Origin of the sequence: Parasphingorhabdus sp. JC815, from assembly GCF_040717415.1 — a bacterium.
GTDB lineage: Bacteria > Pseudomonadota > Alphaproteobacteria > Sphingomonadales > Sphingomonadaceae > Parasphingorhabdus.
Genome location: NZ_JBFEFM010000004.1, coordinates 171,055 through 197,806, shown reverse-complemented (window position 1 = coordinate 197,806; position 26,752 = coordinate 171,055). Strand labels below are relative to the sequence as shown.

Annotated in this window: 26 protein-coding genes, 1 tRNA gene and 2 pseudogenes; 19 read left to right on the top strand and 10 right to left on the bottom strand. The window is 50.9% G+C overall.

Going from position 1 to position 26,752, the window contains the following annotated elements; translation table 11 throughout:
• Positions 1 to 79: 79 nt before the first annotated feature.
• From hmpA to AB1K62_RS10820, 10 genes and pseudogenes are all read left to right on the top strand, one after another.
• Positions 80 to 1,312 (top strand): NO-inducible flavohemoprotein, encoded by a 1,233-nt coding sequence (gene hmpA, locus AB1K62_RS10865; RefSeq protein ID WP_367003561.1) that lies wholly within the window; start codon positions 80 to 82, stop codon positions 1,310 to 1,312.
• A gap of 292 nt (positions 1,313 to 1,604) precedes the next feature.
• Positions 1,605 to 1,874, top strand: a complete 270-nt coding sequence (locus tag AB1K62_RS10860; RefSeq protein ID WP_367003560.1) for a hypothetical protein — start codon at positions 1,605 to 1,607, stop codon at positions 1,872 to 1,874.
• Positions 1,856 to 3,221, top strand: a pseudogene (locus tag AB1K62_RS10855) (catalase). The gene AB1K62_RS10860 and the pseudogene AB1K62_RS10855 overlap by 19 nt, the downstream one beginning before the upstream one ends.
• Before the next feature lie 230 nt (positions 3,222 to 3,451).
• Positions 3,452 to 4,846, top strand: a complete 1,395-nt coding sequence (locus AB1K62_RS10850) for a TolC family protein (RefSeq protein WP_367003559.1) — start codon at positions 3,452 to 3,454, stop codon at positions 4,844 to 4,846.
• Positions 4,843 to 5,898, top strand: coding sequence for an efflux RND transporter periplasmic adaptor subunit (locus AB1K62_RS10845; protein WP_367003558.1), 1,056 nt, complete (start codon positions 4,843 to 4,845; stop codon positions 5,896 to 5,898). Before AB1K62_RS10850 ends, AB1K62_RS10845 begins: the two co-directional genes overlap by 4 nt.
• Positions 5,899 to 7,068 carry an ABC transporter permease gene (locus AB1K62_RS10840; protein ID WP_367003557.1) on the top strand — a complete coding sequence of 390 codons (1,170 nt, stop codon included), beginning with the start codon at positions 5,899 to 5,901 and terminating at the stop codon, positions 7,066 to 7,068.
• The gene (locus tag AB1K62_RS10835) at positions 7,068 to 8,186 is read left to right on the top strand and encodes an ABC transporter permease (protein WP_367003556.1); all 1,119 of its coding nucleotides are present in this window, start codon (positions 7,068 to 7,070) and stop codon (positions 8,184 to 8,186) included. The genes AB1K62_RS10840 and AB1K62_RS10835 overlap by 1 nt, the downstream gene beginning before the upstream one ends.
• Before the next feature lie 80 nt (positions 8,187 to 8,266).
• Positions 8,267 to 8,896 carry a trimeric intracellular cation channel family protein gene (locus AB1K62_RS10830; RefSeq protein ID WP_367003555.1) on the top strand — a complete coding sequence of 210 codons (630 nt, stop codon included), beginning with the start codon at positions 8,267 to 8,269 and terminating at the stop codon, positions 8,894 to 8,896.
• Between the two features lie 334 nt (positions 8,897 to 9,230).
• A complete protein-coding gene (locus AB1K62_RS10825) occupies positions 9,231 to 9,527 on the top strand; it encodes an MFS transporter (RefSeq protein ID WP_367003554.1) in 297 nt (98 codons plus the stop codon).
• 177 nt (positions 9,528 to 9,704) lie between these two features.
• Positions 9,705 to 10,592: pseudogene (locus tag AB1K62_RS10820) on the top strand (MFS transporter); the annotation flags it as partial.
• Between the two features lie 72 nt (positions 10,593 to 10,664).
• On the opposite strand, the gene AB1K62_RS10815 reads toward AB1K62_RS10820, so the two are convergent.
• The 5 genes from AB1K62_RS10815 to folK all read right to left on the bottom strand — a co-directional run bounded on the left by AB1K62_RS10815 (position 10,665) and on the right by folK (position 13,656).
• Complete coding sequence (locus AB1K62_RS10815; protein ID WP_367003553.1) at positions 10,665 to 11,762, bottom strand: endonuclease/exonuclease/phosphatase family protein; 1,098 nt, start codon at positions 11,760 to 11,762, stop codon at positions 10,665 to 10,667.
• 32 nt (positions 11,763 to 11,794) lie between these two features.
• Entirely contained in the window at positions 11,795 to 12,019 is a 225-nt protein-coding gene (locus AB1K62_RS10810; RefSeq protein WP_367003552.1) for a hypothetical protein, read from the bottom strand.
• Positions 12,020 to 12,066: 47 nt separating this feature from the next.
• Positions 12,067 to 12,504, bottom strand: a complete 438-nt coding sequence (locus AB1K62_RS10805; RefSeq protein WP_367003551.1) for a host attachment family protein — start codon at positions 12,502 to 12,504, stop codon at positions 12,067 to 12,069.
• Between the two features lie 468 nt (positions 12,505 to 12,972).
• Positions 12,973 to 13,048: transfer RNA gene (locus AB1K62_RS10800), tRNA-Lys, on the bottom strand.
• Between the two features lie 104 nt (positions 13,049 to 13,152).
• Positions 13,153 to 13,656: a 2-amino-4-hydroxy-6-hydroxymethyldihydropteridine diphosphokinase gene (folK, locus tag AB1K62_RS10795; RefSeq protein ID WP_367003550.1), complete on the bottom strand. Its 504-nt coding sequence runs from the start codon at positions 13,654 to 13,656 to the stop codon at positions 13,153 to 13,155.
• A gap of 106 nt (positions 13,657 to 13,762) precedes the next feature.
• Here folK and AB1K62_RS10790 point away from each other — a divergent pair, with 106 nt between their 5' ends.
• The 4 genes from AB1K62_RS10790 to AB1K62_RS10775 all read left to right on the top strand — a co-directional run bounded on the left by AB1K62_RS10790 (position 13,763) and on the right by AB1K62_RS10775 (position 16,998).
• Positions 13,763 to 14,359: a superoxide dismutase family protein gene (locus AB1K62_RS10790; protein WP_367003549.1), complete on the top strand. Its 597-nt coding sequence runs from the start codon at positions 13,763 to 13,765 to the stop codon at positions 14,357 to 14,359.
• 258 nt (positions 14,360 to 14,617) lie between these two features.
• The gene (locus AB1K62_RS10785) at positions 14,618 to 15,076 is read left to right on the top strand and encodes a low molecular weight protein-tyrosine-phosphatase (RefSeq protein WP_367003548.1); all 459 of its coding nucleotides are present in this window, start codon (positions 14,618 to 14,620) and stop codon (positions 15,074 to 15,076) included.
• A gap of 254 nt (positions 15,077 to 15,330) precedes the next feature.
• Entirely contained in the window at positions 15,331 to 16,038 is a 708-nt protein-coding gene (locus AB1K62_RS10780) for a Bax inhibitor-1/YccA family protein (RefSeq protein WP_367003694.1), read from the top strand.
• Positions 16,039 to 16,128: 90 nt separating this feature from the next.
• The gene (locus tag AB1K62_RS10775) at positions 16,129 to 16,998 is read left to right on the top strand and encodes a hypothetical protein (protein ID WP_367003547.1); all 870 of its coding nucleotides are present in this window, start codon (positions 16,129 to 16,131) and stop codon (positions 16,996 to 16,998) included.
• A gap of 10 nt (positions 16,999 to 17,008) precedes the next feature.
• Here the strand turns inward: AB1K62_RS10775 and AB1K62_RS10770 are convergent, their stop codons facing one another.
• The 5 genes from AB1K62_RS10770 to AB1K62_RS10750 all read right to left on the bottom strand — a co-directional run bounded on the left by AB1K62_RS10770 (position 17,009) and on the right by AB1K62_RS10750 (position 21,033).
• A complete protein-coding gene (locus AB1K62_RS10770) occupies positions 17,009 to 17,416 on the bottom strand; it encodes a glutathione binding-like protein (RefSeq protein ID WP_367003546.1) in 408 nt (135 codons plus the stop codon).
• Positions 17,370 to 17,615, bottom strand: a complete 246-nt coding sequence (locus AB1K62_RS10765; protein ID WP_367003545.1) for an HTH domain-containing protein — start codon at positions 17,613 to 17,615, stop codon at positions 17,370 to 17,372. The genes AB1K62_RS10770 and AB1K62_RS10765 overlap by 47 nt, the downstream gene beginning before the upstream one ends.
• Before the next feature lie 3 nt (positions 17,616 to 17,618).
• On the bottom strand, positions 17,619 to 17,951 hold the full coding sequence (locus tag AB1K62_RS10760; RefSeq protein WP_367003692.1) for a VOC family protein: 333 nt from the start codon (positions 17,949 to 17,951) through the stop codon (positions 17,619 to 17,621).
• 273 nt (positions 17,952 to 18,224) lie between these two features.
• Complete coding sequence (gene clpA / locus AB1K62_RS10755; RefSeq protein WP_367003544.1) at positions 18,225 to 20,543, bottom strand: ATP-dependent Clp protease ATP-binding subunit ClpA; 2,319 nt, start codon at positions 20,541 to 20,543, stop codon at positions 18,225 to 18,227.
• 295 nt (positions 20,544 to 20,838) lie between these two features.
• Positions 20,839 to 21,033 carry a DUF1192 domain-containing protein gene (locus AB1K62_RS10750; RefSeq protein ID WP_367003543.1) on the bottom strand — a complete coding sequence of 65 codons (195 nt, stop codon included), beginning with the start codon at positions 21,031 to 21,033 and terminating at the stop codon, positions 20,839 to 20,841.
• 129 nt (positions 21,034 to 21,162) lie between these two features.
• Here AB1K62_RS10750 and AB1K62_RS10745 point away from each other — a divergent pair, with 129 nt between their 5' ends.
• The 5 genes from AB1K62_RS10745 (at position 21,163) to AB1K62_RS10725 (ending at position 26,715) form a co-directional block, all read left to right on the top strand.
• Positions 21,163 to 22,173 (top strand): NAD(P)H-quinone oxidoreductase, encoded by a 1,011-nt coding sequence (locus tag AB1K62_RS10745; RefSeq protein WP_367003542.1) that lies wholly within the window; start codon positions 21,163 to 21,165, stop codon positions 22,171 to 22,173.
• An 85-nt stretch (positions 22,174 to 22,258) separates the two neighbouring features.
• Positions 22,259 to 22,549, top strand: a complete 291-nt coding sequence (locus AB1K62_RS10740) for a GIY-YIG nuclease family protein (RefSeq protein WP_367003541.1) — start codon at positions 22,259 to 22,261, stop codon at positions 22,547 to 22,549.
• Positions 22,550 to 22,900: 351 nt separating this feature from the next.
• Positions 22,901 to 23,587 (top strand): DUF1013 domain-containing protein, encoded by a 687-nt coding sequence (locus AB1K62_RS10735; protein WP_367003691.1) that lies wholly within the window; start codon positions 22,901 to 22,903, stop codon positions 23,585 to 23,587.
• A gap of 127 nt (positions 23,588 to 23,714) precedes the next feature.
• Entirely contained in the window at positions 23,715 to 24,842 is a 1,128-nt protein-coding gene (locus AB1K62_RS10730) for an MBL fold metallo-hydrolase (RefSeq protein ID WP_367003540.1), read from the top strand.
• Between the two features lie 334 nt (positions 24,843 to 25,176).
• Positions 25,177 to 26,715, top strand: coding sequence for an NAD(P)/FAD-dependent oxidoreductase (locus AB1K62_RS10725; protein ID WP_367003539.1), 1,539 nt, complete (start codon positions 25,177 to 25,179; stop codon positions 26,713 to 26,715).
• The last annotated feature ends 37 nt before the right edge of the window (positions 26,716 to 26,752 follow it).

Here is a 26,752-nt window from a genome sequence, read left to right as displayed (position 1 = left end):
AATACAGGGTTGTCACATCCTTTTTGCCGCCCTAACGGGAAGATGTATTAAATATACATCTTTTGAAAAGGACAGAAAATTGCTGAACCAGAATACAATTGCCATCGTAAAATCTACAGCTCCCATATTGCAGGAGCACGGTGAAACACTGACCCGGCATTTTTACGAACGCATGTTTTCCCATAACCCTGAAGTGGGTCCGTTTTTTAATCCGGCCAATCAATCACAAGGGACACAGCAACGCGCTCTGGCCGGGGCGATATGTGCCTATGCAGCGAATATCGATAATCTGGAGGTATTGGGCGATGCGGTAGAGCTTATTGCCAATAAGCATGTTTCCTTGATGATTAAGCCCGAACATTATCCGATTGTGGGAGAAAACCTGCTTGCGTCGATCAAAGAAGTATTGGGCGACGGGGCCACGGATGACGTTATAAATGCCTGGGCAGAGGCTTATGGTTTCCTGACCGATATTCTGGTTGGCCGGGAGAAGCAGATTTACGGTGATAGCGCGTCCAAAAAGGGTGGATGGGAAGGTTTCCGGAAATTCAAGGTTCACACCAAAGATCAGGAAAGCAGCAATATTGCCTCATTCTACCTGAAGCCGGAAGATGGCGGTGCGTTGCCGGAATTTTTGCCGGGACAATATATTACCATTCGGATGCCGACCCCCGATGGATCAACCACGATGCGGAATTACAGCCTGTCGAACAAACCGGGCCGTGATTATTTCCGGATCAGTGTGAAAAGAGAGGTCGCTCCGGTTGCGAATGTCCCTAATGGCTATGTGTCTAATATGCTGCACGATAATATAGCGGAAGGCGACACGCTTGAAATCGGCCCGCCGTGCGGTGAGTTCTTCCTGAATGTCAAAGACCGGCATGAACGCCCGCTGGTGTTGTTGGCTGCCGGAATAGGCATTACTCCGATTATGAGCATCTTGAAAACCACGCTTGATGCCATGCCGGACCGTGAAACCATCCTGATCCACGGGTGTCTGACCAGCGAAGTGCAGCCGTTCAAAACTGCCATTGACGAACTAGCTGAAAAACACCCGAACCTGAAAGTGCATTATCGCTATAGTGATGTGGCGCAAGATGATGCGTGCAAAGAGGAAAATTGTTCGGCTGGTATGGTCGATGCCAAACTGATTGAATCGCTGGTGCCAAATCGTCACGCTGATTATTATTTCTGTGGTCCAAAGCCTTTCATGATCAATATCTATCAGGATTTGTTGATGTGGGGTATTCCGTCATCGCAGGTGCATTTTGAATTTTTTGGTCCGCGTCAGGATCTCGAAAAAGCGGCATAGCACCAAGTGTAAGAATGAAGCGGGGCGAAGCGCGCGCTTTGCCCCGTTCGATACCCAATTATCAGTTACCGGGTTATCAACGTTGTGCGCGTTTGCGACCAGCCGGACCTCATGATTTTCGCCAAGCGATAGTTGCATATATATTTGCCCTATTAGAACAGCCCCAGCAACAGAATTCAAAGCCCATCATACGCAGCGCTTCTTAAATAGCGCTTCAACTGATTTATCTATTCCGAATTAGTTTCTTCGGGTTTTCCAATTATTGTGTAACACTAGTGTGAAGATGACAATTATGGGATCTTATGCAAAGTGGATGTGCACAGGCCTTTTTCAACGCTTGGCGCTGCCAATCACTTATTTTACTGATTATGCCAGTGCTGTAACAGCTGTGAGCGACTGTGAAAAATGGCGTAAAAACGAATATTCGGCCAGAAAAGTCGTTGACGAAATGTCCGCAGCATTTGACCATGGCGATAGTGAAAAATTCGTAGCAACCGTTTCGATGCTGTTTGTCACAAAAAACATAACTGAAGAGGAAAAACCATGTCTGATGATATCTTGAACAAGGGTAAATGTCCCGTGTCCCACCTGACCACGGCTTTTGGCGCTCCGGTTGTTGACAATCAAAACTCGATGACAGCGGGCAAACGCGGTCCCGTCCTTGTTCAGGATGTCTGGCTTAACGAGAAACTTGCGAATTTCGTTCGCGAAGTCATCCCGGAACGGCGGATGCACGCCAAAGGGTCCGGCGCGTTTGGCACCTTCACTGTGACCAACGATATCTCACGCTACACCCGCGCCAGTATTTTCAATACAGTCGGCAAGAAGACCGAGATGTTCGCCCGCTTCAGCACCGTCGCCGGAGAACGCGGCGCAGCGGATGCCGAGCGGGATATTCGTGGGTTTGCGCTCAAATTCTATACCGAAGAAGGCAATTGGGATATGGTTGGTAACAATACCCCTGTGTTCTTCATGCGCGATGCCAAAAAATTCCCTGATCTCAACAAGGCGGTAAAGCGCGACCCGCGCACCAATATGCGTTCTCCAACCAATAACTGGGATTTCTGGACCTTGCTTCCTGAAGCATTGCACCAGCTTACCATTTTGATGTCGGATCGTGGTGTTCCAAAAAGCTATCGTCATATGCACGGGTTTAGCAGCCATACATACAGCTTCTGGAACGAAGAGGGTGAGCGCTTCTGGGTGAAGCTCCACTTCAAAACCCAGCAAGGCATAGAGAATCTAAGTGACGCTGAAGCAGGCGCAATAATCGGCAATGACCGGGAAAGTCATCAGCGGGACCTATATGAGGCTATCGAACGTGGTGATTTTCCACGCTGGAAAATGTTTGTGCAAATAATGCCCGAGGCCGAAGCTGAATCATATTCAGTGCATCCCTTCGACTTGACCAAGGTTTGGTACAAGGGTGACTATCCCCTCATCGAGGTCGGTGAATTTGAATTGAACCGTAATCCGGAAAACTATCATTTGGATGTCGAACAGGCAGCTTTCTCGCCATCAAACCTCGTGCCGGGAATCAGCGTTTCCCCTGACAAGATGTTGCAGACGCGGCTCGTCAATTATCCTGATTCGCAGCGTTATCGTCTGGGAGTAAATTACCATCAGGTTCCGGTAAATGCGGCGAAATGCCCCGTGATGAGTAATCACCGTGACGGGCGGGGGCGAGCGGACAGCAACTACGGCGGATTGCCGCATTATCAGCCAAATAGCTATGGCCAATGGGTTGATCAGCCGGAATATGGGCGACGCGCCGGATTTCATTAAACAGCGCCATATCGACAATTGCACCCGTTGCGACCCGGCTTATGGCGAAGGAGTGGCCAAAGCTATGGGGATGTCGGTCAAATCTGCAGCAGAGCTTTCACCGGAGCCTGAATTAGCGGAGTAGCCTGTTGGCTACTGGCGCGCTGTCTGGACCGGGAGGAATTAAAAGAGTATGTGGATATAAACGTGCGGATGAGCCTTCTGTTCAGCATTTGACGCCGTTATACGCAACTGATCGGGTGATATGTTTATCGAAACTGGGCACGAGGTTATGAATGAAGGCCTGGAGCATCTTGATAGAGAGTTCCATCACGACCGTAAAATCCACTGTCACTCGGGCAAAAGGACTGCGCGATGAGCGTTGAGGTTAACAGGCTTCGCTTCGTCCTCAGTAGTATATTCTCGTCAATTGCTAGTTGCTTGCTTTTTATTCCTGTCCCAACATACGCACAAGGGCAGCTGGAAATCAGCTATGCCGATGCACAGCAGCGATTTTTATCGAAATCGGACTCTATCGAAGCGGCAAAAGCAAATGTGCGCGGGCTGACATTGCAAGAGGAAGCAACCCGGTCGCTGCGTCGCCCGGATCTCGACATTGATACGCGTGTGATGGATTATCAAAAAACGCTGGTTTTGCCATTAGGGTCGCTAGCGCCGGTAGCTTCTGCATTTAATATACAGGATCCCTTGAAATTCCGGCAAGGCGGCGTGCGGCTACGCCCCGTTCTTTCTGCTCAGATGCCGATTTATGCCGGAGGCAAAATACGCGCCACCCAACAAGGTGCCAAGGCGCAAGTCGCTCAGGCAACAGCGGAGTTAAACATCGCGGCAGAAAATGGAGTGATGCAGCTTATACAGGCCTATTTTTCCCAGCAGCTAGCAGAACAGGCCTATGATATCCGCACACAGGTGCGAAATGGACTGGACCGACATTTATCCGATACGAGCAAGTTGGAGCGAGAGGGCTTTGTGAGCCGCGCGCAGCTTTTACAAGTACAGGTTGCCCGCGATGAGGCGGAAAGGGAAATGCAGCAAGCGCAAAGCGATTTGGCAACAAGCAATGCCTATCTTTCCGCATTGCTGCGTACAGATAGTCCGGTTGCGCCGACTACGAAGCTATTCGTCAATTCCCGTATTTCTGGATCGCTGGACGCGTTTCTTGAAGCTGCGCGAGATGCTCATCCGCAGCTTAACCGTCTCGATGCGCGTGGCAAACTGGCATCAAGCGGTGTCGAAATGCAAAAGGCGAAATTACGGCCAACTGTCTATGGCTTCGCGCAATATGATCTCTATCGCGACGATGCTTTGCTGACTGAGCCGGATTGGGCGTTCGGTATCGGTGTTCGATACAAGATATTTGGCGGGCTGGGTCGGCGCCAATCTGTAGATGCGGCAAGGCAAAAGGTCATGCAGGCGGATGCGGGGATGAGGGAAGCAAGGATGCAATTGGAAATTGGCGTTACGAAAGCGTGGAATGAAATGCAAAGCGCCCGGCAAAGGTTTAATCTACTCGACAGTTCGATCGCGTCCGCCAATGAAAATTTACGGCTGCAACAACTTTCTTATCGCGAAGGACTGGGCACATCGCTGGATGTGATTGATGCACAGCTTGGACTTGGCCGTGCCAAGACGCAGCGATCGGAGGCCGCGTTCAACTATGTTATGGCACTGGCGCAATTGCTTAATGCCAGTGGCCAAACGCGCCGTTTTCCGGAATATGTCGCACGGGCCGATCAGGTTCTGCAATGACACAAAAACCTATCATGGATCAGACGGGCAGCGAAGATAGCCACAACGGTGCACCTGCCGAAGATAAAACGCGCAGCATCAGCCGGTTCTGGATTATCGTTATTATATTGATCCTGTTCGCGTTACTGGCGGTAGGTCTGTGGCTGTCTTTCCGGTCAAAGCCCCAGCAGGTGCAAGGCATGGTTGATGCCCACGAGGTGCGGATATCCAGCAAAGTGGCTGGTAGAATTGATCAGTTTTTCGTCCAGGAAGGCGAGATGGTGCGTGAAAACGAACCTATTTTCTCTCTGACCAGTCCGGAAATCAAAGCGAAAAGACAGCAAGCCGAAGGTGCCTTGGCCTCAGCCAGAGCGGTATTGGATAAGGCCGATACGGGCGCCCGGCCACAGGAAATACGCGCGGCAAAAGCGCAGTGGAGCCGCGCGCAAGCCGCGGCCAACCTGGCGCAAAACACTTATGCACGCACGAACCGGCTATATAGTGAAGGCGTGGTGCCAAGACAGCGCCGCGATGAGGCCAGAACAAATGCGGTCGCCTCATCAGAGGCGGCTGCTGCGGCAAAAGCCCAATATGAGCTGGCGCTTGCCGGTGCACGTAGCGAAGACAAAGCAGCAGCAAGCGGTCAAGTGCAGCAAGCCAGCGGCGCAATTGCCGAAGTGGACGCCGCCATGGAAGAAACACAGATTGTCGCGCCATCATCGGGTGAGCTTGGTCGCCGATTGGCGGAAGTCGGTGAGTTGGTGCCTGCTGGATATCCGGTATTCACAATAACCGATATAGCAAATCCGTGGGTCACGATCACATTGCGCGAGGATCAGTTTAGCGTAGTAAAAAAGAACGCTGTATTTGCGGGTATAATCCCGGCGCTTGGTGACAGAAAAGCTGATTTCAAGGTCAGCTTCATTGCTCCGGCAGGTGATTTCGCGACATGGCGTGCTACCAGGCAATCGTCCGGATTTGATGTCAAAAGCTTTGAGGTGCGATTGACCCCCGTTAAAAAAGTGGAAGGTTTGCGGCCCGGTATGAGTGTCCTGTTCGACTGGCCGCATTAGATGGACGTGCGGGAAGCATTTTCAGATAGCTTGTTACGTGAGTGGCGGTTTTTAAAAGACAATTCATGGGACATGGCGCTGGTTAGCTGGATTCCCTTATTGTTAATGGCCGTGATGGCTTGGCAGTTTTCGTCAGGCGTTATGCGCGACTTGCCTATTGCAGTTGTGGATCAGGACGGAACGTCAGTATCGCGCAAATTGACACAGCATCTGGAAGCGGCGCCGGGTTTGCGAGTGGTTGCCGCGCCAGAAAATATGCTGGGCGCTCAAGCAATGATCCGCGAAAAAAAGGTTTATGCCGTCGTCCTGATCCCACGGGATATACAAAAAAAGGTATATCAGGGGGAGTCCGCGCCGGTAGTCGCATATTTTAACGCGAGCTATCTAACAGCTGGCGGCGCTGCTGCCCGCGAAATTGGTTCTGCTATCGGTGCAGCGGGTATGCGGTTGGTAGTGGATGACATCGCGGCAATCAAAGGTCCGGAAAACATTCGGCCAGCCCCTGTCGCTGTGCAAACAACCATTCTGTTCAATCCCCAAAGCAGCTACGAGCTTCAGCTGGTCTCTCTTATCCATCCCGCATTACTGCATCTCATTTTTATGGTGGCGATAATAAGCGCGCTGGGGCGCGAGCTTCGCGATGCGACAATTGCCGATTGGCTCCATGGCTCACCAGCGCAAAAAGTCGCAGCCATTGGCGGCAAAATTGCACTATATCTGATGATATTTTTCGTCTGGAGTATCGCTGCATTATTTTACATCTCCGTCATTCGTGGCTGGAGTATCGGGGGGAGCGCCGCGATGATCCTGCTTGGATCAGCCATGATGTATCTCGCCTATTCGGGTGTGAGCCTGTTGATCGTCGGCATTAGCCGCAGGATGTCACAATCACTCTCGGCAGCAGGGCTATATGCCGGAGCGTCATTTGCGTTTGCGGGCGCCATATTCCCGATAGAATCCGCATCCCGCTTTGCCCAGATTTGGAGCGCGCTGCTTCCTTATACTGCCTACACAAATTTGCAGATCGAGCAATTGTCGATGGGTGCGGATATTCTGACCTCGCTGCGCCATGTCTGGATCATGCTGGCATTTTTCATCATCGGTTCTGTTATAGGCTTACCCGCCTATATGAATGCTGCTGATAATCCCAAACTCTGGAGGCGGCGCTGATGTTTTCCGCATTCAGGGAGACATTCCGGGCTGTTTTTGCCGACCAGATTGCGCTCATGCTTCTGTTTGGCTCGGTGATATTATATTCTTTCTTTTATCCGTCCGCCTATTCAGGAGAGGTGGCAGACAATATCCCCATCGTAATCGTAAATAATGATAAAAGCGCCATGAGCCGAGCCGTTCTACAACGCCTTTCGGGATTGCCACAGGTTGATATTATTGCCGAAGAACAAACTATCGCGGATGCAGAGAGCCTGATCAAAGAAAGAGCAGCTTTTGCGATTGTGCTTATTCCGGATGATTTCGAACGTGATATTCTAAGCGGCAGGCAGGCGAAGATCGCTCTATACGGTAACGGCGCCTATCTGCTGCGAAGCAGCATAGTTTTGACTGGTATGGGGGGCGCGCTTAGTGATTTTGGCGCAGAGGCAGTGCTCACACAAACTCGGTTCATGGGCCAACCCGCTCGCCCTCCCATCGCTTTGAGTGTGCGCCCGCTGTTTAACACCAGTGAAGGCTATGGCAGCGGGATAGTGCCGGGCGTGGTCGGGCTAATTCTCCAGCAAACATTGCTGGTCGGGCTCATATTGCTATATGCCAGCAGGCGTGAAAAACTAGGGCCGGTACAGATCCCCTTTGCAACTTTTGCCGGAATATCCATGGCGTTCGTATTGATCGGTCTGGTCAATATAGCCTATTTTAGCGGTTTTGTTTTCTGGTTCCAGGACTATCCGCGAGGTGGTAATTTTGCCGGCTTACTGATCGCGGCACCCATTTTTGTCATTGCTATAGTTGCCTTTGCGCTGTTTCTTGGCAGCTTCTTCAAAACTCGCGAGCGCGTGTTACAGCTATGGATTATCACATCGTTGCCGCTTTATTTTCTTAGTGGATTATCATGGCCAGCAGAAGCAACCCCGCCGCTTTTGCTATGGGTTGCCAAGCTCGTTCCCACAACCGCAGGGATAAATCTGATCGTTGCTATCAACCAGATGGATACGAGTTTGAGCCAAGTCACAAGCGAGATTATCAATCTGGTATTATTGTCGCTCATTTACGGATCAATCGCATGGCTGCGTTGCCGTCCAGATTCTAAGTACAAACACAGCAGATTGTCCTGAGAATATTGCTGTGAACCTTTGGTCTGGTGGATCATCTGTTACTAGCGGAACCGCAAATAGCAGTGTAGCAATCTCGATCAATGTTTGACCATGGCATCATCATTCTTGACTGGATTGGCATTATCGCCTTCACCATCACGGGCGCATTGGTAGCTTCACGACACGAGATGGATGTCGTGGGTTTCGTGCTTCTTGGCACTGTGACCGGTATCGGTGGCGGTACGATCCGTGACCTGCTTCTTGATGCACATCCGGTCTTTTGGCTGGACCAGCCGCTTTATCTCGCAGTGTGTATATTGGTTTCGATCGCTGTGTTTCTATCGGCTCCATTGACGGCTTCGCGTTATCGATTCATTCTCTGGCTAGACGCTCTCGGGCTGGTTATTTTTGCGATTGCTGGCGCCGAAAAAGCTGTTACCTTGGGAGAAGAACCACTTGTCGCGATTACAATGGGGGTGATTACTGCCTGTTTTGGTGGCATCATCCGCGATGTTCTTGGGAAAGAGGACTCGATCATCTATTCTCACGAAATCTATGCGACCGCTGCCCTGACTGCTGCGTTCAGTTTCGTTGGTATGGATGCTCTTGGCCTGTCACGCGAGATTTCGATCGGTTTTGCTCTGGTGGCTGGGTTCGGTCTGCGCGCCGGTGCGCTGATATTCGGCTGGTCGATCCCGCGTTACAAACCCCGCGCACGGGGCAAGAATTGACGATTGGATCAAAGCCCTGCTTCAAGGTCCAAAGGAGTCTCATAATAGTGTGATCTTTTGATATTTAGCAGAGTCCATTGCACCAAAAACGCGCAGTTCATTGGCACATCCCATATTATTCATTAAACATGTCCACGACTATGCAGCACAGATAGAATTCGTTAACCCTGCTTGACCACGCTAAAACGCTTTTGGCTATTCTTGTCATATCTTAGCGCATCCGTATTTTTTAGAGAAAGTCTGTAGAATGGTTCCGCCAGACACAGTTGTGAACATATCTGCGAAATCCGGAGCTGATTCATCAACGGACCCGGTGAGATGGCGAATCCTTTTCGTGTTGTTAATCACAATTTTTATGACGCTGATCGGCATCAGCAGCGTTAACGTTGCGTTGCCCTCAATCCGACAGGGGCTCGACGCATCCCAATCCGATCTCCAGTGGGTATTATCAGGCTATGTGCTGACTTTTGGTGTTGTCTTGGTGGCGGCTGGCCGGGCCGGAGACATTATGGGGCGGGGCGGGTTGTTCCTTACGGGCGTTGGTATTTTTACTGCTTCCTCGGTTGCCGCAGGTCTGGCACCTAACCCTGAATGGCTCAATGCCGCCCGTTTCGCGCAAGGGATCGGTTGAGGATTGCTCAATCCACAGGGCCTTTCGATGATCCAGCATAATTTTTCGCGGCGACGCGCGTGGTCGTGCCTTTGGGTATTTCGGTACGACAGTGGGCCTATCGGTTGCCATCGGGCCGGTTCTCAGCGGCTTTCTGATTGAGATTGGCGGCCCCGAACTGGTACCTTTCTTGTCAATGTTCCAATAGGCGCTCTTGTCATCATTCTGGGACTTTTATGGTTTCCGCGGCCTTTGGTCACACGACTATCAAGAGCAGCAGGAGGCAGTCTGCGATCGCTCGACCCTATGGGCGCGGTTCTTCTGGGCTTGGCTGTGCTTGCTATCTTATATCCCTTTGTCGAAGGGAGGGGCGGCGTATATGTCTGGCTATTACTGCCATTTGGTTTCTTGCTGGTCTGGCTCTGGATAATGTGGGAACGGCGCTATACGCGTAGCGGCTATAGTCCGATGGTTGACCTCAAGATTTTCGAGACCAAAAATTATACCAACGGTATCGCCATCATGACACTTTATTTCATGGGAATAACCAGTGTGTGGGTGCTGGTTGCACTTTATTTGCAGGAAGGCGATGGGAAAACGGCGCTACAATCAGGAGCTTTCGGAATACCGGCAGCCATGCTTTCGGCCTATGCTGCCCATTGGACGGGGAGCCGGGTCGCCCGCTTTGGCCGTAAACTGGTTATCGTCGGCTTGTCATTAGCTCTGTTAGGACTCGCGCTTAGCATTGTCGTGATTATGATGCACGAAGCTGATTATTTGAGCATCTGGTGGCTCATGGCACCCCTGTCTCTTGTCGGCTTGGCGCAAGGATCAATCATCAGTCCGAACCAGACACTGACCCTTGCGGAGGTGCCGCTCGATTATGCTGGCAGTTCGGGGGCTATTATGCAGACCTGTCAACGTGTCGGCACAGCGGTTGGAATCGCGGTAATTACGGCAGCAATGTTCTCCGTGCTCGCGGAGACATCCTGGGCAACGGCGATGATCGTCGGGTTCGGCCTGATCTCTTTTGCAGTATTGCTAGCGCTCCTCGTTGCGGTCAGAGATATGCGTATTCGCGTGTAAATGCCGTCCATAAACTAATGGCGGAGCGAAAAATGCGTCTGAAAAAGCTTTATGACGCGATGTACATCATAGCTATTGGCTGAAGCAATATTTCTCATCCCACGACAAACGGTAAGTCACTAGATATCCGTCATGATCTGACAGCTTTCCATCGGGATATTTCTCATCGAACATCGCCTTTGCGTGTATGGGACGAATTTTTACGTGCTGTCCGTTTCCGAAAAACTGCAAATCCTGCGTATCGAGCCACGGTTCATCGCCATCCCAGGACATTTCGATTTGACAGTCTTGGACAATCACAGTGCAATAATGGCGCACGACATTATAAGGCAGTTGATAGCTGAAATATTCCAGCCGACCGGATGAATTCCGCATGTTAAAATCACCTGCGAACACAAAAGGGTTTTGCGTGTCCCGGTGATTTCTAAGAAAAAAAGTCGTCTCGTCGACCTGATATTCATGCGCCTTGTTGGCGCGAGGAGTTTTGACCCCCGATGCTTTTTGGGAATTCATGTGAACCGTAAAAAGGTCAATCGGTGTTGGAACGCCGGCAACCTGTGCCCGGACCGAAAGAATCCCCTTGTTCGCCAGACAGTCGAAACCGGCACAGGCGCGCTTCGAAAACGGGTCTCTTCTATATGAAATGATTTCATGGTCGGTAAGCACATAAAGCCCGCTGTTCAGAAACTTGCCGAAACGTTCTCCTTTGAAGCGTCGCCGTCCTTTTTTGAAATCTTTGGGAATGTCGGCGCTTTCGTCTCTCCGTTTTCTGGAACGCCGAGGTCCGGCAACAACATTTTGATAGCCGGATATTTCAGCGATTTTTGCCGCGCTCTTGGAAAAAGCTTCTTGCAGAAAAATGAAATCCGGTCCGTTCCCGTTCTCACGCGACTTTTTTATTACATCTGCTATCTGACGGAGCTTTCCTTTACGGTTGCTGCGCGCGGGCCATGGTAATCCCTCCACATTATAAATGAGGACGCTGACTTCTGTCGTCAATAATCCGTCCTGCAATCTGGTTATTTCAGGAACCGGGACGGGGCTACCGGCAAGACTGCGCGTCTCATATATGTGATCTGCACATCCAGACAATCCGGTAACGCAGATAATCAACAAAAGTTTTTTGAGGGTTCTGGCAGGGGAATAGCCATATAAACAGGACATGGTCATGCAGTTATTTCTTGTTCGGCAGAGCCATAAGATCATCTCTGGACATAGCAGTTACCAGATCCCAGATCCCAGTCATCACCGTTTTGCGTTGGCGTTAATCCTGCAAGCGAGATTTCAACAATATGGTCCGGGTTTGAATCCTCCACTTCGACCAATAGCTTGGTTACCGTGCCGGAGGCATCCCGCATGATGCGCTCGACTTCACCGATTTCAAGTCCATCTATATCCACAATATCAGCGTCGCACAGTTGGCGCATGCTCCTTTACCTCTCGGCTTATTGTTTATCGCTTTGAATATAGTGCCTCAATAATCTGCCAGAAACGCGGCGACCTCTTTTGCCGGGTGGGTCGAGTAATCGCGGTCAATTTCCTTCGTGATCAGTTTTTGTAGCGCCGGACGGTAATGTTTGCGCGCGATACCCAGCGCTTCCGGCGGAGCAAGAATGATCGCAGGTTTCTGCTCAGCAGTGGCTAGCGCGTCGAGGCGGGCTACAGATTCCTTGATAAACTGTTCCTCCTCCTGACTATGCAGATCGGTGTTTTTATATCCACTGCGATGGTCACCCACTCTCGAAAAGGATCGCCCGGGCCGATCCCGGCCAAGTTCAGAAGTTTCGGGTGTAAATTGCTCCTTCTGTTCGACAAGTTCCAGATCGACATGTAGAGCTTTGCCGAGGTTCCGGTAAACTGTCATGGTCGCGCCATTCAGCACCAAAATGTAAGTTCCATTGTCTATAAGCATAAGGGGCTCCTAACAGTTATATCTATTATGTTCTAATAAGGGAGACATCATAGCACGTTCGGGCAGTAAGCAATCTTTATGCAAGATTTTGCTAATCACATTGCCTTCTTCACATTGTCTTCTGCCTGTATATTCATGAGCATCCCTACCAACATAACCACCGAGTTGGTTATGGCCAGTCTGAATATGCCAAAGGCCATTGGTCATTGAGCGATGATAGGCAAGACACCGCCGATCACATCTTACACAATATCGAAAATTGATTCGAGGTTGAGCCGTGCGAATGTTGGTATGACGGACTTCGAAATTATATTTCTGAAGCTAAGTATTATTACGCCATTTCTTGTCGCCCTACAGACGAGTTTCACTTTTTGGCAGGAGTCAAAAGTTGAGATGCTATCAGAACGCTTCCCAAGATATTAAATGTGCAACCCGTGAAGCGGGATCATCTAATAAACCACATAAATATGGTGAGCCCTGCTGGGTTCGAACCAGCGACCTACTGATTAAAAGTCAGTTGCTCTACCGACTGAGCTAAGGGCCCTCTGACATCCAATGCTTTGCATAAATGCCCTTGAGAAGCGCCTCCCTAGTGGTGGTTGCCCGTGGGGTCAAGCGGCTTTGCGCTGTTTTTTCCGGATTTTGTGATCAATATGTGCGGGAAGTCGAGTTTGCGGCCAATTGTGAGGCCAGTTGCGTGATGGTCAGCCCGCTTAGCGGATCGCGCCACTTAGGCGCTATTTCTGCGGCAGGGCGTAAGACAAATAAGCGTTCCCGCATCATGATGTGGGGGATTGTGAGTTGGGGTTTGTCACTGGAATAGGAGCCTTCACTCCATAAAATAATGTCCAGATCTAGCACTCTTTGTGACCATGGTTGGCCGCGCCTTTTGCCAAAATCCGATTCGATGGTCTTGAAAAGGATGAGTAGCTCGTCCGGATCCAGGGCCGTTTGAATGATTGCAGCTGCATTGGCATAGCTGCGGCTTGATGGACCGACGGGACGGGATGACAGGATTGCGGAATATTTGATAATGCTCAGGTTTGCGTGCTCCAATGCGGATAGCGCAGCCGAAATCACCTGCCGCGGGGAGCCATGGCGAACGTGGCGCTGGTTGGAGCCGAGGGCAATCAGGAAACGGGTGTCCGGCACAGGATTTCCCCATAATTTGCTAAAAATAACTATATACTAACGGTTCCAACAACCAAAATGGACTGCTATCATGAATGGATATTCAGTCAAAACGGAGAGCGGGATTATGGCCAGTCATAATATGGGTAAAGTGCGTGCAGGTAAAGTGAAGGCAGGGCTATTGCTGTCCGGGCTGGCTCTTTCACTGGCAGCCTGTAGTGACAATGGCTCAGAAACCGCGCCAGAGCCGGTAGAAGATATAGTTCGGGCTGTGTTAACTGGCGCAGATGACACGCGGTATGGCGAAGTCATAATTGGAGAGGGCGATGGTGGCCTGATCGTTCAGATCAAGGCGGAGGGTCTGGAGCCGGGGCCGCGCGGCGTCCATATTCATGAGACCGGACAATGCGAAGCGCCCGATTTCAAATCAGCCGGTGGACATTGGAATCCGGCCGGGAAAAAACATGGATTTGATAATCCGGAGGGCGCCCATATGGGTGATTTGTTGAACCTTGAGGTCGGTGAAAACGGCACAGGTGCGCTCGAAACAAGAATTGAGGGAGCGAGCTTGAAAGGTGGCTCGACCCCGCTAATGGATGCAGATGGTGCGGCTTTTGTGATACATGCCGGGCCTGATGACATGAAAACCGATCCATCGGGTGAGAGCGGAGGGCGGATAGCTTGCGGTGTTTTTGAGATCCAGCGCTTTAAGCCCGCTAAATAAACGGTCCAAAACGCCGAGCTTTAGAATGATTGTTCTGGCTGTGTCTCGCCCCTCTTTACGAGCCTTGTCTGATCGCCACTTGACTATGGCCTTGCATAGCATGCCAGACTATAAGGCAGGCTAGCCCAGCTCAAAGACCAAGCAGCGTAATCTGCGCCTATCTGGCCAGTATTTCGACCAGATAGTAAAGAGCTGCTTGGCTCTTGGCGCAAATATCCCATGTAATATCATCCATGATTTTCATTTATCGGAGACTCTATGACGACTTCAGTTCTTTTTGTATGCCTTGGTAATATTTGCCGCTCTCCCATGGCAGAGGCGGCGCTGCGTCAGGAGTGCGCGCGGGCCGGAAAGACCATGATTATTGATTCTGCTGGTATCAGAGACTGGCATACCGGCAATCCTCCTGATGACCGGGCACAAGCTGTCGCTGCCCGATATGGCGCACCGATTGACCATCTTAGCGCTCGCCCGGTTCGCGTCGCAGATTTCCGGACATTTGATCATATCATAGCGATGGACAACGATAATCTGAGTAATTTGAAATCTATGGCGCCATCTGATGGCTCGGCTAAGCTCTCGCTGTTTCTAGACCTTCTGGAAGGACGCAACGGTCAGGATGTCATTGATCCCTATTATGAAGCCGATGAAGCGTTTGAAACAACCTGGGCCGATGTGGTCGCCGGGGCTAAAGCGCTGATCGCAAAGCTGTCCTGAAACACATTCAGTCAAAACCTGCTGGCTGAGCATATGACAAGGTGAAGTTGACAGTTTATCCGCCTATCGTGACCGCTCATTGATAATATCTATGAAATCGGATGTTTATTTTATCGTTTCGCCATGCGGTTTTTCTTGAATTATTCACCTATTAAACCGATATTGATCGGGATAGCCTCGAAACGCAGAAGTTTTTGCGGCTTAATATATTGAGGAGTTTTGAAATCATGGCCTGGCCTGACCCACGAGCGACAATGTCGCGGACACCAGCTGGTACGACACCGCAATCCGATGTGGCTTATGACGCCGGACTGCGGTCCTACATGCTGAAAGTTTATAACTATATGGCGAGCGGTGTGCTGCTCACCGGTATTGTGGCAATGCTTTTTGCCAACTCCGGCATGGCGGCGGACATCATGCTTGGCGGTGGCCCACTGAAGTGGGTGATTATATTGTCACCGCTGGCGATCGTTTTTGCGATGAGCTTTGGGCAGAATAAATTCTCGACGTTCACGCTTCAGGGAATGTTCTGGGGCTTTGCGACCTTGATGGGTCTATCCATGTCGACGATTTTTCTTGTTTACACCGGCGCTTCGATTGCCCAGACCTTCTTCGCCACCGCGGCGGCTTTCCTGGGGCTTAGCCTTTTTGGTTACACGACCAAGAAAGACCTGTCTGGCTGGGGCAGTTTCTTGATTATGGGTGTTGTCGGCCTGTTGGTTGCGATGGTGATTAACATCTTCTTGCAGTCTACGATGATGCATTTTGTAATCAGTGCGATCGGTGTTCTGATTTTCGCAGGACTGACCGCTTATGATACACAGCGGATCAAGAGCATGTACGCTTATGTTGCCGGAACCGACATGGTCGGGAAAGTGATTATCATGAGCGCACTGAACCTGTATCTGGACTTTATCAACATGTTCCAGTTCCTGCTCACCTTCATGGGCAGTCAGGAATAAGCCTTTATTCAGGTAATTTGATTTACAGAAAAGCCCGGCAAGAAATTGCTGGGCTTTTTCTTTAGGCATTCTGTCGATTTTTGGCGTGCTATGGCTGGACAAGACTCTGCCCCGCTCATAAGCATTTCCCTATGGATTGAGGAGATAGAAGTGTTTCACGGTATCAAGAATCTACGGCTAGTTTTGGTTGCGACGGCGGTGGCCGCACTGGCTGCCTGTCAGGCGCCTCCTCCTCCTGCGCCTCCGCCGGTTGTTGCACCGAAACCGATCCCTCGCGCACCGACAACCCCGTTCAATGCCAGCGCGAACACCATTGTGCCACAACTGCGGCCAGATGGTTTGCGTCAAACGATTAACCGTAACCTTGGTCCGCTGGAAACATTATGGCATGTGCGCGGTGCGTTGAATGTCGCGGCGCTAAGTTGCACCGATCCGCAATATAGCCGGATTATCGACGATTATAATCTGTTTCTCAGCAATAATGAGAAATATCTACGCAATGCAAATAATGCGATAATCAGCAAATATCGCCGCGAACATGGCAAAGATTACAGACAGGCCCATGACCGTCACCAGACCAATATGTATAATTTCTGGTCATTCTCCCCTCTGCGTCGCCCTTTTTGTGATCAGGCGGTTCAGGTCAGCCAACGCGCAATCGTAACGACCAAGGAAGATCTGGAAACTTTCGGTGCACAAGCATTGTTGGAACTGGAAAAACCGTTCAACGATTTTTATCTGGCCTATGAGGAATATGAAAAAGCGCTTGATGCCTGGCGAGTGCAATATGCACCTGAACAGGCTCGCGATGCTGTTGACGAGACAATCAACACAACCGGACTGACCGGCGGGCTGGTAGATCCGGAGAAATATGAAGGCCAGCCTTCGGCTCCTGTAGTCAACGAACCGGCAACGAGCAGCGTGCCAGCGACAAAAATTGTGCCGCCTACCGACGATTAATCCGGCTCATTCAGCCTGTTGGCTGATCGGGCAACAATGCGGCGTCCACCGCCTTTGACGCCTTATAGGCTGCTCTGTCGCGCAGACGCCGGGCATAGGCCTGGAAACTGTCACGTTCGGGAAGACTGCCAAATTGCTGTCCCCAATCGACATGGGCTCCGACATAAACATCGGCCATGGTGAACCGGTCTCCGCAGATATAGTCACTGACGGACAGTTTTTGGTCTAGCACATCGACAACCTGATCATAATTGCCATAGCCGGCCATTCTCTCTTTGTCCGGATCGACTGTGAAGCCCATAGACTTGTTTGTAATCGCCGCTTCAAGCGGGCCAGCGGCAAAGAATAGCCAGCGATAGTAATCGGCACGCTCATCGTCCGTGGGAGCAAGGCCCGCATCGGGGAATGCTTCGGCCAAATAGGCGCATATCGCTGCGCATGATATAACCGATACCGGCTTCACCGTCGATAGGAACGCCGGTGGATTGCAGGTCGGCAATGTCGCGGTAAATGGTGCGTTCGGAAACCTCCAGACGCCCGGCGAGCATGGCCGCGGTTACAAGCCGCCCGCCGCGCAGATATTGGACAATCTGGAAAAAGGGGTCGGCTCTACGCATGATTCAATATTTGAAGATGCCAAGGGAATTGCCATCTGTATCTTTCGCATAAAAGAAAGAGCCTGTCGGGATAGAGATTACCTGAGAAACCACTTCGCCGCCCGCCGTTTTGATGCGTTCCATTGCATTTTCCAAACTGCCGTCCACGGCAAGATGCACGGTTATCCTGTCACCTGCTGTTACCGGCTTCCCTTCATACAGATGGCCAATTGCACCTGTGCTGCCGAATGCAGGTAAAAGCAGTATCTTCTGCGGTCCATCATCATGTTCGGTTAACGGCGCTTCGAGGGTCGCTTCATAAAATGCGTGTGCACGTTTCAAATCGGTTACTGGAATCTCAGTCCAATAGAGGCGTCTCTAATTTGCTTCGGTCATATTGCTGTGCCTTTCAATGTTCGGGAAAAGCAGCTTATGTCATAGGCCTACTGACAGCATATTGTCAGTAGTGTTTTAAAATCATGCGTATCATCCGGTTTGGTCAGGATCGTCATTCCCGCGAAGGCGGGAATCCAGCTTCTTGCGTTGTTGTAGCTGGATTCCCGCCTTCGCGGGAATGACGGTGGGATATGATGGGATTAAAGCCTCAACCCCATCATTAACGCGAAACTATTAGCTTTTTGTCGGCGTCTTTTTCTTGGGCTTGGTATTTTTCGCTTTGCCTGAAGGAGCAGCAGGAGTGACCTCGAACGTCAGTTCATTGTCTTTCAGATGAACCTTGACCTCGCCGCCATTCATCAGCTTGCCGAACAGCAATTCCTCGGCCAGCGGCTGCTTGATTTTTTCCTGGATCAAGCGACCCATTGGCCGCGCTCCATAGAGCTTGTCATAACCGCGATCCGTCAACCATTTGGTTGCGTCATCATCCAGCGTGATGTGGACATTCTGATCCGCCAGTTGCAACTCGAGTTCGAGAATAAACTTTTCGACAACCCGCGCGACCACTTCGGGTGGCAGATAGGCGAAGGGCACAATCGCATCCAGACGATTGCGAAATTCCGGTGAGAACATTTTTTTCACCGCTTCGTCGCTGGCATCTTCCTTGGACACATTGCCAAAGCCAATGCCTTCTTTTGCCATGTCGGAAGCGCCCGCATTGGTGGTCATAATCAATATGACATTGCGGAAATCAACCGTCTTGCCGTGATGATCGGTCAGCTTGCCATTGTCCATCACCTGCAACAGGATGTTGAACAGATCCGGGTGGGCTTTCTCGATCTCGTCGAGCAACAGCACACAGTGCGGGTTCTGATCCACTGCATCGGTAAGCAATCCGCCCTGATCATAGCCAACATAGCCCGGAGGCGCGCCGATCAGGCGTGATACGCTGTGGCGCTCCATATATTCGGACATGTCAAACCGTTTGAGCGGTATGCCCATGATAGATGACAATTGGCGCGCCACTTCTGTTTTACCCACACCCGTAGGACCGGAAAACAGATAGTTGCCGATCGGCTTGTTCGGTTCACGCAGCCCGGCACGTGACAGTTTGATCGCGCTCGACAGCTTTTCAATGGCTTCATTCTGGCCAAAGACAACACGCTTTAGATCCTTGTCGAGATTCTCGAGGGTTTTCTTGTCATCCTTCGACACGGATTTAGGCGGGATCCGCGCCATTGTAGCGATAACCGTTTCAATATCTTTGGTCGTGATCATTTTTTTGCGGCGCGAAGGCGGCAACAACATCTGCATGGCCCCCACTTCGTCGATCACATCAATCGCCTTGTCCGGCAATTTGCGGTCGTTGATATAGCGGGTGGACAGCTCAACCGCTGATTTCAGGGCGTCGGGTGCGTAACGCACCTTGTGATGCTCTTCAAACGCACCGCGCAATCCGGCAAGGATTTTGATCGTGTCTTCGACACTTGGTTCGTTCACATCAATCTTTTGAAAACGGCGCAGCAAGGCGCGGTCTTTCTCGAAATGATTGCGAAATTCCTTGTAGGTGGTCGATCCGATGCAGCGGATGACACCGCCCGACAATGCGGGTTTCAGCAGGTTAGACGCATCCATCGCGCCGCCGCTGGTCGCTCCTGCGCCGATGACCGTGTGGATTTCGTCAATGAACAATATCGCGTCCGGCATTTTTTCAAGCTCGGAAACGACCTGTTTCAACCGTTCTTCAAAATCACCGCGATATCGCGTTCCGGCAAGCAGTGACCCCATGTCGAGCGAATAGATAATCGCCGGCTTCAGCACATCAGGAACATTTTCTTCGACAATACGCAGGGCCAGACCTTCGGCAATGGCGGTTTTGCCAACGCCGGGTTCACCCACATAAAGCGGGTTATTTTTTGACCGGCGGCACAATATCTGCACCGTGCGGTCAACCTCTGCCTGCCGACCGATCAGCGGATCAATCCGGCCCTCTTTGGCTTTTTCGTTCAGATTGACCGTAAATTGGTCGAGCGCGGTCTCTTTTTTGTTTTTCGCTTCTTTTTTGTCTTCATCCCCGTCGCTGCCGGATAGTTCGGCCGGGTCGATAGTTTGCCCGCCTTTACCAACGCCGTGGCTGATATAGCTGACCGCATCAAGGCGGCTCATATCCTGTTGCTGAAGGAAATAGACTGCATAGCTCTCGCGTTCGGAGAAGAGCGCGACCAGCACATTTGCGCCGGTTACTTCATCCTTGCCCGAGGATTGTACATGTAAAATCGCCCGCTGGACTACCCTCTGGAATCCGGATGTCGGGGAAGGGTCAATGGATTTCTCCACTTTCAGGGAATCAAGTTCGCTGTCGAGATACAGGACAACCGCATCTTCCAGTTCCGTCAGGTCAACACCACAGGCATTCATCACCTGCGAGGCATCACCATCGTCAATCAATGCCAGTAACAGATGTTCCAATGTCGCATATTCATGGAACCGCTCTGCCGCATTCGTCAGCGCCTGATGTAGTGTTTTTTCCAGTGATTCTGCGAATGAAGGCATGTACTTACTCCTTGATGGGACAATGTTTGTCCCGCTAACCGATAGTTTCGCCAGAGTAGCTGGAACCTTGGTCGTAACTATTCGGTGTCACTCTTAATTTATGCGTAACCCGAAAAACATCAAGGGCATTTCCCAATAACGGCCCAATAACGGCAAGTGTTCAACCGGCGTTAAACGTATTTTTCTACTACTTTCTATACGGTTCGGCCCGGATCAACTTAAACCTTTTGATTAAGGAACAGGATTAACAAAAGCCTGCCCATTATATTATATTAGCAATATTATATGCCGGGCCTCACTTGAACAGGCTATCAGCATTGGCACGATGCGAAACCGCAAATTTCTTCCGCTCTTCACAGCGGCTTATCTCGTTTTTTAGCGTCGTAATCCGTTGTTCCAGTTCATCGACGGACAAGGGATCAATATCCTGTTTTACAAGCAGGCTGAGCGGATCATTAGCGTTTCGCGGCAGATTATCGTCGTCATTCATGTAAAAATTCCTGTTTTTTTCGACCATTGATACTGGTAATGTTGACCCGCGCCGCTTTGCTGTCAATAAGGCGGCCATGGAAAAAGGCATGATATCCGTGCGCTTTTTTGGGGATATTGGGGGGCAGCCATGACAGTTTCAGAAATATTGCAGTCGGAAATGACAGCTATCGCGATCAGCGAGCCAGGAGGGCCGGATGTCCTCAAGACTGAAACAATGGATGTTCCACAACCTGCCACAGGGGAAGTGTTGATCAGGGTCGCCGCCGCTGGAGTGAACCGTCCGGACGTGGTGCAGCGCAAGGGGCTTTATCCTGCTCCGCCGGGCGCATCTCCGCTTCCGGGGCTGGAAGTGTCGGGCACTGTTGTTGCCCTGGGTGCTGGCGTGGAACCGGAATGGATAGGTCGTAAAATATGCGCGCTGACTAATGGCGGCGGCTATGCGGAATATTGCGTGGCTCCGGTGGGCCAATGCCTTCCCGTGCCAGATAGCCTGACGATGGAAGAGGCCGCGGCCTTGCCCGAAACATTGTTCACGGTGTGGAGCAATCTGTTCAATCGCGGTTTTGCCCGTGAGGATGAAACCGCATTGATCCACGGCGGCACCAGCGGGATTGGCACGATGGCGATCATGCTGTGCAAGCTGTTCGGTGTAAAGGTGGTTGTGACCTGCGGTTCCGATCAGAAATGCACCGCTGCCAAGGCGATAGGCGCTGACCACGCGATTAACTATAAAACGCAGGATTTTGTCGAGGAAATCAAGAAAATCACCGACGGGCAGGGGGTTGAAGTGGTGCTTGATATGGTTGCTGGCGACTATGTCCCGCGCAATCTCAAATGTCTGAAAGAAGATGGCCGGCATGTCACTATCGCTGTGCAAGGCGGCGCGAAAGCGACCCTGAATATGGCCCAGATCATGATGAAACGATTGACGCTAACCGGATCAACCCTGCGCCCGCAATCAGCCGAGCGCAAGGCGTTGTTGGCAGATGAAATCTATCGCTATGTCTGGCCCGATATTGAAGCAGGCAAGTTGAAACCTGTAATGGACGAGGTTTTCGCCCTGAAAGATGCAGCAAAGGCCCACGCCCATATGGAAGCGGGCGACCATATCGGGAAAATCATTCTGAAAGTGGAATGAAGGCGGCGCTATCCATAAACCTCTCGCGCCCCACCGTCATTCCTGCGAAGGCAGGAATCCAGCTGTCTTAAAGTGATAAAACCCATTGGCTGGCGGATATATCTACATTATGGCCAATCGCTATCGCGGGACACAATATATCGGTGTGACCGCCAATCTTCCGTTTCGCGTTATGCAGCACAGAAGTGGCAACGGTTCACAATTTGTCCAGAAATATGACCTCCACCGGCTGGTTTACATGGAACGCCATGACAATATCGAGGATGCGATCGTCAGAGAAAAGACGATGAAAAAATGGAAACGGGAATGGAAATTCCGGTTAATTGAAGAACAGAACCCAAATTGGGATGATCTGTTTGATATTTTAAACGGATAGGTGAAGCTGGATTCCCGCCTGCGCGGGAATGACGATGGGACGTATGGAAACAGTTAGGCCATTGTCTCTGCCAACCCTCCTCGTCATTCCTGCGAAGGCAGGAATCCAGCTCGCTTTCTTCGTCGAGGGTTATTTTAAGCCACCTCGCCATCTTAAAAACATGTAGTAGAACCAAATATCTTGCCGACTCTTTCGATATCGCCTACAATGACGGTATTAATAGGCCGCTCCCGCAAGGGGCGGCCCTTATTTTTTGTGTTTTGAAAAACTATATTTAAAAAAGTCGTGTACTGAAAAGCCCGATTTATTGAAAAGGATGCCGCCGTGGCCCATGATAATCCGACACCATTGATGCCGCATGCAACCGCAAGCTGGCTGGTTGACAATACCGGTTTGAGTTTTGAGCAGATTGCCGAATTTTGCGGAATACACATTCTGGAAGTTAATGCGATGGCGGACGATCTTGCCGGTTCCAAATATACCGGACGAGATCCTGTGCAATCGCAAGAATTGACCAACGCAGAAATTGAAAAAGCGGAAGCTGATCCGGAATATCGCATGAAGATGCAAAAAGGACCGGATCAGGTCCGACGGACCAAAGGGCCTCGCTATACACCGGTTTCCAAGCGTCAGGACAAACCCGATGGCATTGCATGGTTGCTCCGCAATCATCCGGAAGTTTCCGATGCACAGGTGGGCAAACTTATCGGCACGACCCGCACCACAATTAACGCGATTCGCGACCGCGAGCATTGGAATATTGCTAATATCGTACCCAAGGATCCGGTAACGCTGGGTCTCTGTTCACAGCGCGAGCTTGACGCTGTGGTAGCCAAAGCCGCGAAAAAGGCCGGAATTGAACCTGAAGTGCCGGAAGACAAGAAGCTTGGCGGTGATAAGGAAGCTCTTATTGCTGAATTGCGCGAAGAACGGGCGCAGGCCGAAAGGGATGCTGAAGCTGCTTTGGCAGCCGAGTCCGGTGAAGAAGAGGGCACAAAGGAAGATCTGACAGCCGAGACATTGTTCAAAGACAATTGAGGGTTCAAAGACAATTGAGGGCTAGCGAAATAACATAGCTTCCCGAACTAGCCGTATAAGAGGGCTGGTTTAACTATACGGTTAAATATGGTTGCGCCGGTTCTCTGCCTGTGTCTATGGTTACATCATGGATGCCCCGATAAAATCTCCCGCTTATGATGCCACATTAGCCGACCATGGTTTTGACCCTATCGTAGCGGAAGGATTAACCTATCCGCTGGGTGATTATGAGCCAAAATATGGCGAATATTTTGAATTGATGCCCGGTATCGGCTGGACCCGGACGCCGGTTCCAGGGCCATTGGGTCATATTAACAACTGGGTGCTGGACGATGTGCATTCCGATGGCCCGAAAAAGGGGGAACCCGGCTTTGCGATTGTCGATACCGGCTTGTTCATGCCCGCCGTTATCGAATCGTGGAAGCAGCTTTTTGAAACCGGACTAAATGGTAAAACCGCTACAAAAATTGTCGTAACCCATTTTCATCCTGATCATGTAGGCTGTGCCGGATGGCTGGCCAACCGGTTCAAGGCCCCTCTGCATATGAACCGCACTGAATGGTTGCTGACACGTATGTTGACCTCGGATGTCAGCGAAGAAGTCCCGCAAGAGGCGATTGACGAATGGCGTTTTGCCGGATGGGATGAAGAGCTGATCAAGGAAAAATGCGAAGGTGGCTGGGGGCGCTTTGCCCGCGCCGTATCGCGGTTGCCCATCGGCCATATCCGTATGGATGAGGGGGACCACCTGACCATCGGCGATAATGACTGGCGGGTGATGATCGGCCACGGCCATACACCCGAGCATGCCTGTTTGATTGATGACAAGAACCGCGTGATGATTTCCGGCGACCAGATATTGCCGCGTATCACGTCCAACATCTCGGTCATGTTAAGCGAGCCTACCGCCGATCCATTGGGTGAATGGCTGGCCAGTATCGCAAGGTTTCGCGCCGAAATTGACCCTGAACTGTTGGTCTTGCCCGCCCATGGCCGCCCGTTCAAAGGCGCGCATCAGCGGCTGGATACATTGGCGTTGCGCCATAATGAAGCGCTGGACGATGTTGTCGCTGCGCTGGCGAAAGGGCCGATGCGGGTGGTAGATAGTTTCCCGCTCTTATTCTCCCGACCGATTGGGCCGGATGTGGTCGGAATGGCTACTGGCGAAGCCATGGCAACGCTCCGCCATCTGGAATATACTGGCCGGGCAAAGCATGAAATGAAAGACGGCACGGCTTGGTATAGCGCTGTTTGACGGCTCGGCAGACCGATAGGAATAATCCTGTCCTACATGGCTACCGGCACGCTATACATGATCGGCAGATAGATGTGGTTTGCGCTATTCTATCCGTGCAGAGAGGGTTTTTATTACGATTCGTATGAACTTCGGGATTTTCAAATCCCGGGGTCCGTTTGACTGCTATGGTTTCTTATTTGACTATTCCGGCCATAGTTTGGTTTTTTGGCCTAACGCCAAGGTTCCTTGGTGTGAACTTACTGAACTTAGCGCTTAACCAGCCGATTAAATTGCCAATTGCAACCTTATCACAGAAATGGCATAGTGGATGGAAAGCTGGGAGAGACGGCAAATGACAACACAAGCTATCAAGAAAAGCAATAAAGCGTCTGAGGCGACTATGGAATCGGTCGATGTCCTCATAGTGGGGGCGGGTATTTCCGGTATCGGTATGGCCGTTCACCTACGTGATAAATGTCCGGGAAAATCTTTTGCCCTAATGGACCGGCGTGACGAAATTGGCGGAACGTGGAGCCTGTTCCAATATCCCGGTATCCGTTCTGATAGCGACATGCATACACTGGGCTTTAAGTTTGAGCCTTGGACCGAGCAAAAAGCCATTGCCGATGGCCCCTCGATTATGAAATATCTCCACCGGATCAAAGCGAAAAATGATCTGGAAAAACATATGCACTTGGGACACAAAGTGCTGTCTGCCAGTTGGTCTAGCGAAAATGCACGCTGGACTGTAACAGCGGAAAAATCTGATGGCAGCCATGCCGTTATGCACGCCAATTTCCTCTATATGGGGTCCGGCTATTATGATTATGATCAGGGTTATGACGCAAAGATAGAGGGGATTGAAAATTTCAAGGGCGACGTTGTCCACCCGCAATTCTGGCCAAAAGATCTGGATTATAGCGACAAGAAAGTCGTAATCATCGGCAGTGGCGCTACGGCAGTCACGATCGTTCCCGTCATCGCGAAAAAGGCCGCGCATGTCACCATGTTACAGCGCACGCCGACATGGTATTTTGCGCGTGATGCAAGGGACCATCTTGCCAATTTCCTTCGCAAGATCATGCCGGACCAATGGGCTTATAATATTATCCGCAAGAAAAACGTGTTCATGCAGGATAAGGTTTATCGCACGGCCCGTGAAAACCCGGAAAAGGTTATCGCAAAACTTGAAAAACCCCTGAAAAAAGAACTGGGCGATAAATATAACAAGGAAGATTACACTCCGCCTTATGGCCCGTGGGAGCAGCGGTTGTGCCTTGTTCCAGACAGCGACATGTTTAAGGCTATCCGTGCTGGCAAAGCGGATGTCAAAACCGGGCATATTGATACAGTGACGGCTGACGGTATAAAGCTGAAGTCTGGTGAGACACTGGATGCAGACATTATTATCACTGCCACCGGCCTTAAACTGGCGGTTGCAGGTAAGGTTGCGTTTGAAGTCGATGGCAAGCCGATCAACTTCCACGACCATTATTATTATAAAGGCTGCATGTTCTCCGACATTCCGAATATGGCCATTGTCTTTGGCTATCTTAATGCCTCATGGACGCTGAAAGCGGATATTGTTTCGGAATATACCTGCCGTTTGCTCAATCATATGGATGCTACCAGCACGCGGATTGCCAATCCGGTGTTAACGGACGGGGTCGAGGAGGATGAGCTTTTTGACTTCTCGTCCGGCTATATTCAACGCTCTATCCACGAGTTACCGCGTAACAGCACCAAAATGCCGTGGAAGCTCAATCAGGATTATCTGTTTGATAAAAAGGTGTTGCTGAAAGAGCCGGTGGACGATGGTGTCATCCAGTTTTACGGGCCCAATAGCGTAGCTTCCAGTGAGGAAGAACTGACCATGGAAGCAGCGGAATAACTGCCTGGGCAGGCAGCAGAATAGGCACTCGCGTTCA

Excerpts from the sequence above, each read along its gene's own strand:
- AB1K62_RS10860 (WP_367003560.1), top strand. The coding sequence starts at position 1,605 with ATGGGATCTTATGCAAAGTGGATGTGCACAGGCCTTTTTCAACGCTTG.
- AB1K62_RS10850 (WP_367003559.1), top strand. The coding sequence starts at position 3,452 with ATGAGCGTTGAGGTTAACAGGCTTCGCTTCGTCCTCAGTAGTATATTC.
- AB1K62_RS10845 (WP_367003558.1), top strand. The coding sequence starts at position 4,843 with ATGACACAAAAACCTATCATGGATCAGACGGGCAGCGAAGATAGCCAC.
- AB1K62_RS10840 (WP_367003557.1), top strand. The coding sequence starts at position 5,899 with ATGGACGTGCGGGAAGCATTTTCAGATAGCTTGTTACGTGAGTGGCGG.
- AB1K62_RS10835 (WP_367003556.1), top strand. The coding sequence starts at position 7,068 with ATGTTTTCCGCATTCAGGGAGACATTCCGGGCTGTTTTTGCCGACCAG.
- AB1K62_RS10830 (WP_367003555.1), top strand. The coding sequence starts at position 8,267 with ATGTTTGACCATGGCATCATCATTCTTGACTGGATTGGCATTATCGCC.
- AB1K62_RS10815 (WP_367003553.1), bottom strand. The coding sequence starts at position 11,762 with ATGACCATGTCCTGTTTATATGGCTATTCCCCTGCCAGAACCCTCAAA.
- AB1K62_RS10810 (WP_367003552.1), bottom strand. The coding sequence starts at position 12,019 with ATGCGCCAACTGTGCGACGCTGATATTGTGGATATAGATGGACTTGAA.
- AB1K62_RS10805 (WP_367003551.1), bottom strand. The coding sequence starts at position 12,504 with ATGCTTATAGACAATGGAACTTACATTTTGGTGCTGAATGGCGCGACC.
- AB1K62_RS10790 (WP_367003549.1), top strand. The coding sequence starts at position 13,763 with ATGGCCAGTCATAATATGGGTAAAGTGCGTGCAGGTAAAGTGAAGGCA.
- AB1K62_RS10785 (WP_367003548.1), top strand. The coding sequence starts at position 14,618 with ATGACGACTTCAGTTCTTTTTGTATGCCTTGGTAATATTTGCCGCTCT.
- AB1K62_RS10780 (WP_367003694.1), top strand. The coding sequence starts at position 15,331 with ATGTCGCGGACACCAGCTGGTACGACACCGCAATCCGATGTGGCTTAT.
- AB1K62_RS10775 (WP_367003547.1), top strand. The coding sequence starts at position 16,129 with ATGGCTGGACAAGACTCTGCCCCGCTCATAAGCATTTCCCTATGGATT.
- AB1K62_RS10765 (WP_367003545.1), bottom strand. The coding sequence starts at position 17,615 with ATGCGTAGAGCCGACCCCTTTTTCCAGATTGTCCAATATCTGCGCGGC.
- clpA (WP_367003544.1), bottom strand. The coding sequence starts at position 20,543 with ATGCCTTCATTCGCAGAATCACTGGAAAAAACACTACATCAGGCGCTG.
- AB1K62_RS10750 (WP_367003543.1), bottom strand. The coding sequence starts at position 21,033 with ATGAATGACGACGATAATCTGCCGCGAAACGCTAATGATCCGCTCAGC.
- AB1K62_RS10745 (WP_367003542.1), top strand. The coding sequence starts at position 21,163 with ATGACAGTTTCAGAAATATTGCAGTCGGAAATGACAGCTATCGCGATC.
- AB1K62_RS10735 (WP_367003691.1), top strand. The coding sequence starts at position 22,901 with ATGCCGCATGCAACCGCAAGCTGGCTGGTTGACAATACCGGTTTGAGT.
- AB1K62_RS10730 (WP_367003540.1), top strand. The coding sequence starts at position 23,715 with ATGGATGCCCCGATAAAATCTCCCGCTTATGATGCCACATTAGCCGAC.
- AB1K62_RS10725 (WP_367003539.1), top strand. The coding sequence starts at position 25,177 with ATGACAACACAAGCTATCAAGAAAAGCAATAAAGCGTCTGAGGCGACT.